Below are 12609 nucleotides of genomic sequence, written 5' to 3'. Positions count from 1 at the left end.
CCGTGTTGCGGGATAGGGAAGAGCGGCATTGTAGCCTGCCCTCCCGTCCCGGTGCAACCCAGCCCCTTGCCCGGCCTCAGCGGGCGGCCAGGGCGGCCTGGATCAGGGCCTCGAAGCGCTCCTGGTCGTATTTGAGCAGGATGTCGGCCTTGTCCGGCTTGCCACCTTCCCGGCGCCAGTCCACCACGCTGGCGCCCCGGCTGTGGGCGCCCTGCAGCTCGATGGCCAGCGGCCGTTCGGCCCGTTCCAGCGTCCCTTCCGGGGCCAGCGCAAAGGCCATGGCCAAGGCGTCGGCCGCGTACCAGTAGTCGCCCCGGCGGTCGATCGACCACAGCCGGGTCTTTTCCGAGATGCCGGCATAGAACCTGGCCCGGTCCGAATCGGCCCGCAGCCAGCCAACGACCCGGTCGTGGTGGAGGCCATGGGCGATGGTGGCCTCCCAGTCCGCGAGTTCGATGCGGTCGAACGCCTCGAACACCAGGTGGGCCGCTTCCGGATCGAAGTAGAAATTGAACTCCGCCGCCGGGGTGATGTTGCCGTGGCAGGTTACCGCGCCGCCCATCACCACGAAGCGCGCGACACGCTGCGGCAGGGTCGGATCCAGCTTCAGCGCCAGCGCGATGTTGGTCAGCGGTCCCAGCGCGACCAGCAGCAGCTTGCCGGCGTGTTCGTGCGACAGGCGCAGGATGGCCAGCGCGGCATGTTCGGCTTCGGCCTGCTTGGACGGTGCGTCGTAGCCGATGTCGCCGAAACCGTCCTGGCCATGCACGTAGCCGGCGTCCGGCGCCGGATGCAGCAGCGGTTCGGGTGCGCCCGCGAATACCGGGATGTCGGCGCGGCCACTGATCTCGCACAGCTTCAGCGCATTGCGCACGGTGTGTTTCAGGCCGACGTTGCCGGCGGCGATGGTCAGGCCGATCACGTCGTGGCGATCGTCGTTGAACGCCATCAACAGCGCCAGCGCGTCATCGACGCCGGGATCGGTATCAATCAGCAGGGGAATCCTGTCGCTCATCTTTTTTCATTCATGTCGGTTGGCCTGCGAGTCTGGCACCGATGGATGACGAACGAAAGTCGAGTGCTCAGGCGCCCGCGTAGCGGACCGCCCCGCCCACCCAGCGCTGAACGATGCGGTCGGCCAGCGCCGGCGATTCGGCCAGCAGGCGATCGGCCATCTCGCGCACCTGCGGCAGCAGTGCCGCGTCGCGCGCCAGATCCGCGACCCGGAACGTCGCCAGGCCGGTCTGCCGCGTGCCCAGCAGTTCGCCGGGGCCGCGCAGTTCCAGATCCTTCTCGGCGATGACGAAACCGTCGTTGGTCCCGCGCATGGTCGCCAGGCGTTGCTTGGCCATCTGCGAGAGCGGCGCCTGGTACATCAGCACGCAGGTCGAGGCGGCCGCGCCGCGCCCGACCCGCCCGCGCAACTGGTGCAGCTGCGCCAGGCCGAGGCGCTCGGCGTTCTCGATGATCATCAGCGAGGCGTTGGGTACGTCCACGCCGACCTCAATCACGGTGGTCGCGACCAGCAGATCGCTCTCGCCCTGCTTGAACGCACGCATCGCCGCCTGTTTCTCCGCCGCCTTCATGCGTCCGTGGACGAGCGCGATGCGCAGTTCCGGCAGGGCGGCGGAGAGCTGTTCGTAGGTGGTCTGCGCGGCCTGCGCGATCACCTCGTCGCTGTCGTCGATCAATGTGCACACCCAGTACGCCTGGCGCCCCTCGGCGCAGGCGGCGCGGATGCGCTCGACCAGTTCGGGACGGCGCTCGGCGCTGAAGGCGACGGTATGCACGGGCGTGCGGCCGGGGGGCAGTTCGTCGATCGCCGAAACATCGAGATCGGCGTAGGCGGCCATCGCCAGCGTGCGCGGGATGGGCGTCGCGGTCATGACCAGTTGATGCGGCACCGACTTCCCGCTGGCCCCCTTGTCGCGCAGCGCCAGCCGCTGGTGCACGCCGAAGCGGTGCTGCTCGTCGACGATGGCCAGGGCAAGGTCCTTGAAGGTCACCGCTTCCTGCATCAGTGCATGCGTTCCCACCACCACTTGGGCCTTGCCGGTGGCGACCTCGTCCAGCACCTGCGCGCGCGCCTTGCCGGTGACCTTGCCGGCCAGCCACGCGACCCGGATACCCAACGGTTCCAGCCATTGCCGCAGGTTGGCCAAATGCTGCTCGGCCAGCAGTTCGGTGGGTGCGGCCAGCGCCGCCTGCCGGCCGGCTTCCACCGCCAGCATCGCCGCCATCGCGGCGACCACGGTCTTGCCGCTGCCGACGTCGCCCTGCACCAGCCGCAGCATCGGCGAGGGCAGCTTCAGGTCCTCGCGGATCTGCTTGAACACCCGTTGCTGCGCGCCGGTCAGGCGGAACGGCAGCGATTTCGCCAGTTGCGCGGCCAGGGTGCCGCGCCCGGTCAGCGCCGGTGCGTGATGGCGCTGCAGGGCGATGCGCTGGCGGCGCAGGCTGACGTGATGGGCCAGCAGTTCCTCCAGCGCCAGCCGCCGCTGGGCCGGATGCCGCCCCAGCGACAGGGCCTGCAGATCGGCGTCGCGCGGCGGGCGGTGCATGACCAGCAGCGCCTCGCGCAGCGACGGTAGCCCGGATTCGCGCAGCAGGGCTGTGGGCAGCAGTTCCAGCGCGACATCGTCCGGCAGGCGATCCAGCGCCTGGCCGACCAGTTTGCGCAGGCTGGCCGGCCCCACGCCTTCCACGGCCGGATAGATGGGATCCAGCGCCTCGCCGAGGGCGATCTCGGCATCGGCGTCGAGCACGCGATAGCTGGGATGGACGATCTCCAGGCCATGCTGGCCCGGCTTGGGCGTGCCGTAGCAGCGCACCCGGGTGCCCGGCGCGAACTGCGCCACCTGCGCCGCACGGAAATGGAAGAACCGCAGCACCACCGTGGCATGCGAATCGTCGCCGATCGCCACCCGCAACACCGGCCGGTAGCGGAAACCGCGCTCGACCGCCTCCACCCGCCCCTCCAACTGCGCGGGCACGCCTGGGCGCAGCGCGCGGATCGGCGTCAGCGCGGTGCGATCCTCGTAGCGCAGAGGCAGGTGCAGCCAAAGATCCTGCAAGGTCAGCAGGCCGCGCGCCGCCAGCTTTTCGGCGATGCGCGCGCCCACGCCTTTCAGCGACGCGATCGGAAGACGGGCCACCTCGTCGGCCCCGGGAATGGCATGCGGCATGGTGCAAGCATGCCGGGTATCGCGGTGCGATTGCCAGTCCGCGGCGGTTCCGGCGCACGGCCGGAACCGCCCGCCGGCATCAGAACCGGGCGCTGAACTCCACGCCGACCTGGCGCGGGGCCGAGATCGAGGCGAACGGCGTGCCCAGCACCGAGGCGGAAATGTTGTTCACCCCGGTCACGTAGCGCTTGTCGAACACGTTGTTGCCGTACACGCCGACGCCCCACATGCCATCGGCCGAGGACCACTGCACGCGCATGTCGGTGCGGTTCTGCGCCTCGCCGGTGCGGAACGCCGGGCTGGCCTGGCAGGTGCCCTGGGTTTCGGACTCGGCGTTGCAGCGGCTCTTGCCGCGGTAGGCGTGCAGCAGCGAAAAACGCACGTCGCCGCCGTCGCCCAGGTTCCAGGTATAGCCGGCGCCGAACGACGCCGACAGGTAAGGCTCGCCGGTCGGATCGCCGGAAATGTCGCGGCCGTTGGTGGACAGGCCATCCTTGTAGGTGGCGTCGATGAACGAGGTGTTGAAGGTCAGGTCCAGGCCGGTGACCGGCCGCCACTGCAAGTCCACGTCCACGCCCCAGGCCTGCATGTCGCTGGTGTCGACGATATAGCGCGGCACGCCGGAGCCGGCGGTGTTCAGGTCCAGGCTGATGGCCTGGCGATCCTTGTAGATGTAGTAATAGCTGGACGCGTTGAGTGACAGCTTCTGTTCCGGGAATACGGTCTTGATGCCGAACTCCGCGTTCCAGACATCCTCGTTGTCGAACTGCGACTGCGGCTGCACGCTGTTGAAACCGCCGGCCTTGTAGCCCTTGGCCAGCGAGCCGAACACCATGGTGTTGTCGTTGACCGCGTAGTCGACGACGAAACGCGGGCTGAGGTCGGTCCACGACTTCTTCCGGCTGTTCCGCACACCATCCAGTTCACCGAAGGCGAACACGAAATCGCGCTGGAACATATCAGGCGTGATCGGAAACTCGGGGAACATCTGCTGAAGCAGCTCGAAAAAGCCCTGCTGCTCCAGCATCGCCACGGTGGCATCCAGTGTCGCGGCCTCGCGCGGGCCGTTGAACCAGGAGAATTCCTTGCGATCGTGGGTCAAACGCAGGCCGAAGGTCAGGTTGAGCCGATCGTTGACGTGCCAGATGACGTCACCGAACGCGGCGTACGCCTCGGCCTTGCCCTCGTTGACCATGCTCTCGCGCCAGGGATGGCCTTGGAACCGCAGGGGCAGGCCCGCCCCTTCCAGTACCTGGTCCAGCAACGCGATGACGTTAAGCCCGCCGAAATCCGGAAGGTTGCCCATCGCGGTGCCCACGCTGTCGGTGAACAGGTTGGTCTCGCTGGTCTGGTCGGCCTCTTCCTTGAACCAGCTGGCGCCGGCCACCCAGTCGAACTTGCCGGACACGCCGGAGAACTTGAACTCCTGGTAGTAGCTGCGGTTGCTCTCGATGTTGGCGGTGTCGAAATAGAGGTTGATGCGGTTGGTGCCGTCCTCGTCTTCGCGGTTCACGGTGTCGAAATCACGCACGGCGGTGGTCGACTGCAGGCTGCCCCAAGGGAAGGCGTGGTCGATCTGCAGGGTCAGGCCGTTGAAGGTGCGTGATTCCTCGTTGTGGACCACGTCGTTGAAAACCGGAGCCTTCAGCGGGTTCCGATAGGTCAGCGGATTGGCGGGATACGGAGCCGGGGCCGGATACGGGTCCAGCGCCACCAGGCCGACCGCCGGACGCGCCAGCTGGTCGATGTTCTCGTAGTCCCAGGACAGGTTGAGGGTGGTCGACTCGCCCAGATCCGAACGCCAGGCCGCGCGCAGCGCCATCGTGTCCTCGGGGTTGAGCCGGTCACCGGTCGCGGCATCGGTCATCCAGCCGTCGCTGTGGTTGGACAGTGCGCTGAAGCGCAGCGCGTGACGCTCCCCGAAGGGGACGTTGAACAATCCGGACAGATAGCGGCGACCATCCTCGCCCACCCGGATGCGGGCATTGCCTTCCGCCACGTTGCTCGGCTTGTTGGTGATGATGGACACCGCGCCGGCGGCGCTGTTGCGGCCGAACAGGGTGCCCTGCGGCCCCTTCAGCACTTCGATGCGCTCAATGTCGTTGAACGCCAGCATCGCTCCGCCGGTGCGGGCCGAATAAACGCCGTCGATATAGACGCCCACGGCCGGATCGGTGCCGATGCCGAAGTCGCCGGTGGAAATGCCGCGGATGGCGTAGCGCGGCTGGGTCGGACTGCCGTCGCTGACCTCCAGGCCGGGCACGAACATGTCCAGGTCGCCGATGTCGGCGGCCGCGACCTGGTCGATCATCTCGCCGTTGAGCACGTTGATCGCGATCGGCACGTCCTTCAGTTCCTGCTCGCGGCTCTGCGCGGTCACCTTGATGGTGTCCAGCGTGGTCGCATCGTCGGGCGCGGCGGCGGCCTGCCCCCATGCGCTACCCGACACGCCCAGCAACACACAGCTTCCGAACAGGGCGCGCCGCAGCCCCACCACCAGACACCGTTGATTCAACTTCATCACTCCCTCCCAGAAGCGTTGTGTTCCTACGGATGTTTCCCTCAAATGGACGCCGGTACCGCTTCTCCCCCCGGCGCCTCCCCATCGCAACTGCCATGCTGCGCGCGAATCCAGGCATCAATCAGTTCGACGCCTTCGCGATGCACCACCGAGCGTCCCAGTTCCGGCATCATCACCGCCGGATCGGCGCTGTCCATGCGGAAGCTGAGAATCGATTCGTCCGGCTTGCCCGGCTCGATGTCGTGGCGTCGGTCGCCAGTGCCCTTGCCGGCGGCGATCGGCTGCTTGCAGAAACCCAGCTTCAGGCGTTCCCGGGTGCCCGCATCCAGCCACAGGCCGGAAGTGATCGCCGGTCCGGTCGGGCTGTGGCAATGCCCGCAGTTGACGTCCAGGTAGGCGCGCGCGCGCGCGTCGAGGCCGGCGTTCGTGTCCATCCAGTCGGCATCGCGCGGTGCCTGCGCAGGTGCGGGCGCGCCGGTCAGGTAGCCGATCCGGGCCAGGTGCGCGAGCTGGTTCTCGCGACCATCGCCATAGTCGAAATCCCGGTTCAGATGACGCGCCTTCGGCCCGATCGGCGACAGTTGCCGCGACCGGTTGTCGGTCATGTGGCAGCCGCCGCACTGGTTCTGGTCGGGTACCTGGTAGGACGCTTCCTCGCGCTCGCCGGAAGCGTCGACCAGTTCCAGCGAGATCAGATCACCGGTGCGCTTGAGCGTGGCCTCGGTCTGGGCTTCGTTCCAGACGTACGGCATCGCCACCCAGCCCGATTCGCGCCGCACCAGCAGGCGCGTTTCGATCAGGCGCACCTTCGACAGGTCCAGCGACTCCTGCTTCAGCATGCTGGCCGAGGGCGGGGTGCGCGCCACCGAGCGGCCATCCCATGCCTGTCCTTCCGGCAGCGGGTAGTAGAAGGTCTTGCTGATGATGGTGCCGACCGGGAAGTCGAACGCGGCGTCGGCCCGATAGGCCGCCGCCTTGCCCTTCGGCATCCAGATGGTGCGCAGCTTGTGCGCGTAGTCACTGAACAACGGGGTGTTGAGATCGTAGGGCACGACGCCGCCATTCAGGCGCAGCCGGCCGTCCTCGATGCGCAGCACGTGCCAGTCGTCCAGGCTGGACGGCTGGCCCTCGGCGAAGAAAGTCACTTCCTGCTGACGCTTGCAGCTCGTGATCAACGCGGCGGCCAACAGCGCGCCGATGGCCATCCATGCGGCCCGGTACTTCCGCATCGTGATCAACCCCGCTTCAGGTCCACCGCCGGCAGGCGCGGCAGTTCGCACTGATGGGACCGGGTGTCCTTGCTCGGGCTCTTGTAGCCGCCGGGGCCGTCGGCGTTGATCACGCCGCTGACGTCGCGCAAGCAGATTTCCGGTCCACGCGCCTGGCCATCGACCTTGCGGTCCTTGTTGAAATAGCCATCCCACAGCACGTCCGGGAAGTTGCCGCGCAACCCGTACATCGCCACCTTCAGCGCCTTCAGATCGAAACCGTCGGGCGAATCACCGCCGCCGGACAGGGTGTTGCCATGCACATAGATGCGCTCCGGATACGGATCGAAGGTTTCCGACTTGCTCGAATCCTTGTAGCCGGTGGAGTAGACACTGGAGATGATGATGTTGGTGGTCGCGTTGTCGCGGATCTCGTTGCCGAAGATCTCGATGTCGTCGTTGGAATTGACCACGATGCCGGAACCGGCCGGCACGCTCGCCACCGGCGTGCCCTTGGCGCCGAAGTTCTCGTGGTTGTTGGCGATGACCTTGTTGTTGAACACGCGGATGTTGCCACCCTGCTGCTTCAGCCCGGGCATGTTGAACACCAGGATGCCGCCGGTGTTGCCGGTGGCGACGTTGTCGTGGACGTCGGCGTTGATGGTGTTCTCGATCTCGATGCCCGCCACGTTCTTCTCGGCGCGGCTGCGACGCACGATGACGCCGTCGGACTGGCCCACGTAGATGCCGGCATCCGAGGCACCGATGGATACCGAATCCTCGATCAGCACGTTCTTCGTCAGCACCGGATACAGCCCGTAGGCACCGTTCTTGGTGCTGGGACCGCCGGTCCATTCGACCTTCACCCCGCGAATGGTGATGTTCTCCGATTCGCTGATCTTCAGGCCATCGCCCTTGGAGTCCTGGATGGTCAGGTTCTCGATGGCGAAGTCGTCGCCGTTGACCAACAGGCCCTCGGCGCCGGCCTTCTGGCCCTTGAAGCTGAGCACGGTCTTGTCCATGCCGGCGCCGCGGATCGTCACGCCGTCCGCGCGCAGGGTCAGGCTGCGATCGAAATGATAGGTGCCGGCGGGAATCTCGATGACCTCGCCGGGCTTGGCGTCGAGCAGCCGCTCGTGGAGTTTCCGGGCGAAGTCCGTGCTGGCCGCATCCGCCTTCGGTGCCTGTTCGTCGCCCTTCGGCTGGCAGGCGGCCAGCGCCAGTGCCAGACCCGCCATCAACATCGTCCGCTGCATCGCGTTCCCTCCCCGGTCCTCGCGCGGCGGCCGGCGGCCACCATACGCGTGCGAATTCAGTAATTGAGAGTCTTGTCCCACTGGTTTCCCTGAAGTAGGGCAGGAGCGGCATACTTGGGGGGGCAAAGCGGACAAGCTGGAGGGGCTTCGATGCGCCGTAAACTGGGCCTGGACGGGGGCAATCGCCTGTCCATCGCCAACCTGCCGACCAACATGCTGTGCAGCCTGGTGCTGCTGGCGGGCGAGTTGGGCGTGAACTGCGAGTCCTGGTTCAGCGGGCTCCGCCTGACCCCGCGCGAGATCCAGGATCCGCTGGCACGGGTCTCCTACCGGCAGGCGACCGAGGTCATCCGCCGCGCGCTGCCGACCCTGCCCATCGAGGACGTGGGCCTGACCCTGGGCGGCAACCAGAACGGCGCCAACTTCGGCCTGCTGGGCCTGGCGATGCGGATGGCGCCGAACTTCGGCGAGGCGGTCAACATCGGCCTGACCTACCAGCGCAACCTGGGGCCGCTGATGGACCTGCAGTTGCTGCAGGAAGATCCCGAAGTGGTGTCGGTGGTGGCGACCACGCCGCTGGATCTGCCGGAGATCCTGCCGTTCCTGTGCGAGGAGATGTTTTCCAGCGTGCTGATGCTGGCGCGGGAACTGGCCGGCCCGGAATTTCATCCGGTGCGGCTGGATCTGACCTACCCCGCTCCGGCCTATGCCAGCAAATACAGCCGGATGTTCGAATGCGAGGTGCGGTTCCGCCAGGGCCAGAACCGGATGCTGGTGGATCGCAGCTGGTTCTCGCTGCCGTTCACCAGCTACAACCCGGTCGGCTCGCAGCAGGTGCTGGCGCTGTGCCACGCGCAGTTGGCGGCGGTGGCGACCTCGGGCGAGGCGACCGCGGCGGTGGAACGACAGCTGCGACCACGCTTGCGCGAAAACCCGCAGATGACCGAGATCGCGACCGCGCTGCACCTCAGCGAGCGCACCCTGCGGCGGCAATTGGCCGACGAAGGCCAGCGCTTCAGCGACATCCACGACCGGGTACGCACCGATCGCGCACTGGAATTGTTGCAGGATCGCGAACTGACCATCGCCTACATCGGCACCCAGCTGGGCTTCAACGACGTGCGCGAATTCCGCCGCGCATTCAAGCGCTGGACCGGGCACACGCCCAGCGAGGCGCGCGATCGGATGGTGTGATCGCGCGCCGGGGTCAACGGCGGGCGGTCAGCCGACCACCATCACCGCGTCAACCTCGAACGCCGCGCCCTTGGGCAGGCCGGCCACCTCAATGGTGGAGCGCGCCGGAAACGGCGCCTGGAAGTAGTCCTGCATCACCGCGTTGACCTTGGCGAACTCGCCCAGGTCGGTCAGGTACAGGCCCAGGCGGACGATGTCGCCCAGCGAACCGCCGGCCGCCTCGGCCACCGCCTTGAGATTATCGAACGCGCGGCGCGCCTGCGCCTCGATGTCGCCCTCGACCAGGTTGCCGGTGGCCGGATCCAGCGGAATCTGCCCGGAGAAATACACGGTGTTGCCGGCGCGCACCGCCTGCGAATACGGGCCGATGGCGGCGGGCGCCTGTTCCGTGTGGATGATCTGCTTGCTCATGGGGCGCTCCTGACGGGAAAGGCGGGGATTTTAACCGAGGCAGCAATCCGGCACGGTACACGCCATCCCCTTGTGGGAGCGACGTGAGTCGCGACGGGATGTACCGGGCGACCGCAATCGCGACTCACGTCGCTCCCACAGGGCGAAATCCGGGCACCGGAAAGGCAGCGGAGCGAGCTCCGCTCTACTGGCGGCGGACGCCGTGGACGACGTTGAGGCGGCGCAGGCGGCGCATCACTTCGGCCAGGTGGTTGCGGTCGCGCACCTGGATGGAGAAGCGCAGCACCGCCACGTTGATGTCGCGCTCCAGATATTCCACCCGCTCGATGTTGGACTGGCTCTTGGCCACCGCGGCGGCGACCTGGGCCAAGACGCCCGGACGGTTTTCCACGTCGATCAGCAGCGAGGCGTCGTAGTCGCCAGTGACGTTGGCGTCCCAGGCGATCGGCACCCAGCGCTCGGGCGACTTGCGGAATTCGGTGACGTTGGGGCAGTCCATCCGGTGCACCACGATGCCCTTGCCGGCGGTGTGGTAACCCATGATCTCGTCGCCGGGAATCGGCTGGCAGCAGTTGGCGAAGCTGACCACGCCGCGCTCGGTGCCCTTGATCAGGATCTTTTCCTGCGAGTGGCGCGAGTGCGCGCCGGCACGCAGTTCGGCGTGCGCGGTCAGTGCCTGCGCGGCCTGTCCCGGCATCCAGTTGCCGAGCGCGATGTCGGCCAGGAAGGCTTCCAGGCGCGGATAGCGGTGCTCGGCCAGGAAGGTGTCCAGCCGCTGTTGCGGCAACCGCTCCAGCGAACTGTCCAGTTCCTCCAGCGCGCGATCCAGCATGCGGTGGCCCAGCTGCACGGCGTCCTCGTGCTCCAGTTGCTTGAGCTGGTGGCGGATCGCGGTGCGGGCCTTGCTGGTGACCACGAACTCCAGCCACTGCGGCTTGGGCGCGGCGGACTTGGCGGTGATGATCTCCACGCTCTGGCCGCTGGCCAGCTTGGTGCGCAGCGGCACCAGCTTCTTGTCCACGCGCGAGGCCACCGCCTGGTTGCCGACATCGGTGTGCACCGCGTAGGCGAAGTCCAGCGCGGTGGAGTTGCGCGGCAAGGACAGGATCTTGCCCTTGGGCGTGAACAGGTAGACCTCGTCCGGGAACAGATCGACCTTGACGTTCTCCAGGAACTCCAGCGACGAGCCGGCGGCGCGCTGGTTGTCGATCAGTTCGCTGATCCAGGCGTGCGCGCGGTTCTGCGCGCTGTTGGGCGAATCGGTACCGAACTTGTAGGTCCAGTGCGCGGCGATGCCGCGCTCGGCGATGAGATCCATCTCCTGGGTGCGGATCTGCACCTCGATCGGCGAACCGTAGGGGCCGAACAGCACCGTGTGCAGCGACTGGTAGCCGTTGGCCTTGGGAATGGCGATGAAGTCGCGGAAGCGGCCGTCCAGCGGCTTGTACTGCGCGTGCACCGCGCCGAGGGCGTGGTAGCAGGAAGGCACCGAATCGACCACCACGCGGAAGCCGAAGACATCCATCACCTGGTCGAAGCTTTTGCCCTCCGCGCGCATCTTGTTGTAGATGCTCCACGGGGTCTTGATGCGACTCACCAGGCGATGTTCGATGCCCTCCTTGGTAAGTCGCTGGGACAAATGCGCCTCGATCTGCGCCATCGACTCGCGGCGCATGACCGGCTGGCTGCGGATGTGCTTGTCGATCACCGCGTGCCGCCACGGATGCAGCGCGCGGAAGCCGAGATCCTGCAGCTCCGACTTGACCAGGTTCATGCCCAGCCGCTGGGCGATGGGCGCGTAGATTTCCAGGGTCTCGCGGGCGATGCGCTGGCGCGCCTCGGCGCTCTGCGCGCCCAGCGTGCGCATGTTGTGCAGGCGGTCGGCCAGCTTGATCATGATGACGCGCAGATCCCGCGACATCGCCAGCAGCATCTTGCGGAAACTCTCGGCCGCAGCCTCCTGGCGGTCGCGGAACTTCAGCTTGTCCAGCTTGGTGACGCCGTCCACCAGTTCCGCCACCGACTCGCCGAACTCGCCGGCGATGGCCTCGCGGGTAAGCGGGGTGTCCTCGATGGTGTCGTGCAGGATCGCGGCGATCAGGGTCTCCGCGTCCATGCCCAGTTCGGCCAGCACGCCGGCCACCGCGACGGGATGGGTGATGTAGGGCTCGCCCGACTTGCGGGTCTGGCCTTCATGCGCGGCGGCGCCGACTTCCCAGGCACGGCGCAGCAGCGGCAGCTGTTCCTTGGGCAGGTATCGGGCGGTCTTTTCGAATTGGGCGAGATAGTCCGGCACGCCATCGTTGCGCGATGAAGCGGGAGTGCGGAGCGCCTTGGCGGTACGGCCTGGGTTCATGCCGCCAGCCTAGTGCAGACGTGGCGGCACGGCAAACCCGGAAAACGCGAAAAGCCCGCTCGCGCGGGCCTTTCCGACAAGTGTGACCTGGCGGTGCCGCCCCTCGGGTGACGGGCGGCGTCCGGCGTCAGTCGTCGCCCTTGGACATGTCGTCGTCGGCGACCACTTCGGCGGCGGCCCATTCCAGCGCTTCGCGCTCGGCGCGCTCGCGCTCGGCCTTCTCGACGCGATCGATCAGATCGTTGTCGATCTTGCGGGCGGCGATTTCACGCAGCGCCAGCACGGTGGGCTTGTCGGCGGTTTCGCTGTTGTCGATGGTGGACTCGACGCCATTGGCGAGCTGGCGGGCGCGCTTGGCGGCCATCGTGACCAGTTCGAAACGGTTGTTGACGACTTCCAGGCAATCTTCGACGGTGATGCGGGCCATGCGGGCTCCCGGCGACCCAGGGGTCGCGCGATGAATAGGGAAAGGGGCGGC

The 12609-nt window shown here is 67.1% G+C and carries 9 protein-coding genes; 1 reads left to right on the top strand and 8 read right to left on the bottom strand.

Annotated elements, in window-relative coordinates:
* Nucleotides 1-76: 76 nt before the first annotated feature.
* The 5 genes from IB228_RS00555 to IB228_RS00535 all read right to left on the bottom strand — a co-directional run bounded on the left by IB228_RS00555 (nt 77) and on the right by IB228_RS00535 (nt 8170).
* Nucleotides 77-1015 (bottom strand): nucleoside hydrolase, encoded by a 939-nt coding sequence (locus tag IB228_RS00555; RefSeq protein WP_192197278.1) that lies wholly within the window; start codon nt 1013-1015, stop codon nt 77-79.
* 67 nt (nt 1016-1082) lie between these two features.
* Complete coding sequence (gene recG, locus IB228_RS00550) at nt 1083-3185, bottom strand: ATP-dependent DNA helicase RecG (protein ID WP_192197277.1); 2103 nt, start codon at nt 3183-3185, stop codon at nt 1083-1085.
* A 79-nt stretch (nt 3186-3264) separates the two neighbouring features.
* Nucleotides 3265-5706 (bottom strand): TonB-dependent receptor, encoded by a 2442-nt coding sequence (locus tag IB228_RS00545; protein ID WP_192197276.1) that lies wholly within the window; start codon nt 5704-5706, stop codon nt 3265-3267.
* Nucleotides 5707-5747: 41 nt separating this feature from the next.
* On the bottom strand, nt 5748-6935 hold the full coding sequence (locus IB228_RS00540) for an SO2930 family diheme c-type cytochrome (RefSeq protein WP_192197275.1): 1188 nt from the start codon (nt 6933-6935) through the stop codon (nt 5748-5750).
* Between the two features lie 5 nt (nt 6936-6940).
* On the bottom strand, nt 6941-8170 hold the full coding sequence (locus IB228_RS00535) for a parallel beta-helix domain-containing protein (protein WP_192197274.1): 1230 nt from the start codon (nt 8168-8170) through the stop codon (nt 6941-6943).
* Between the two features lie 150 nt (nt 8171-8320).
* Between IB228_RS00535 and IB228_RS00530 the strand changes: the two genes are divergently transcribed.
* Nucleotides 8321-9364: an AraC family transcriptional regulator gene (locus tag IB228_RS00530; RefSeq protein ID WP_183644351.1), complete on the top strand. Its 1044-nt coding sequence runs from the start codon at nt 8321-8323 to the stop codon at nt 9362-9364.
* 27 nt (nt 9365-9391) lie between these two features.
* Here IB228_RS00530 and IB228_RS00525 read toward each other — a convergent pair whose 3' ends face one another.
* The 3 genes from IB228_RS00525 to rpoZ form a co-directional block, all read right to left on the bottom strand.
* Nucleotides 9392-9775, bottom strand: coding sequence for a RidA family protein (locus tag IB228_RS00525; protein ID WP_192197273.1), 384 nt, complete (start codon nt 9773-9775; stop codon nt 9392-9394).
* Between the two features lie 184 nt (nt 9776-9959).
* Nucleotides 9960-12131 carry a bifunctional (p)ppGpp synthetase/guanosine-3',5'-bis(diphosphate) 3'-pyrophosphohydrolase gene (locus tag IB228_RS00520; protein WP_183644357.1) on the bottom strand — a complete coding sequence of 724 codons (2172 nt, stop codon included), beginning with the start codon at nt 12129-12131 and terminating at the stop codon, nt 9960-9962.
* 127 nt (nt 12132-12258) lie between these two features.
* Nucleotides 12259-12558: a DNA-directed RNA polymerase subunit omega gene (gene rpoZ / locus IB228_RS00515; RefSeq protein WP_183644360.1), complete on the bottom strand. Its 300-nt coding sequence runs from the start codon at nt 12556-12558 to the stop codon at nt 12259-12261.
* Nucleotides 12559-12609 lie beyond the last annotated feature (51 nt).

The organism is Pseudoxanthomonas sp. PXM04 (assembly GCF_014851695.1).
Classification (GTDB): domain Bacteria; phylum Pseudomonadota; class Gammaproteobacteria; order Xanthomonadales; family Xanthomonadaceae; genus Pseudoxanthomonas_A; species Pseudoxanthomonas_A beigongshangi.
The sequence above is the reverse complement of the archived record's forward strand: the minus strand, read 5'-3'. Positions and strand labels throughout refer to the sequence as shown.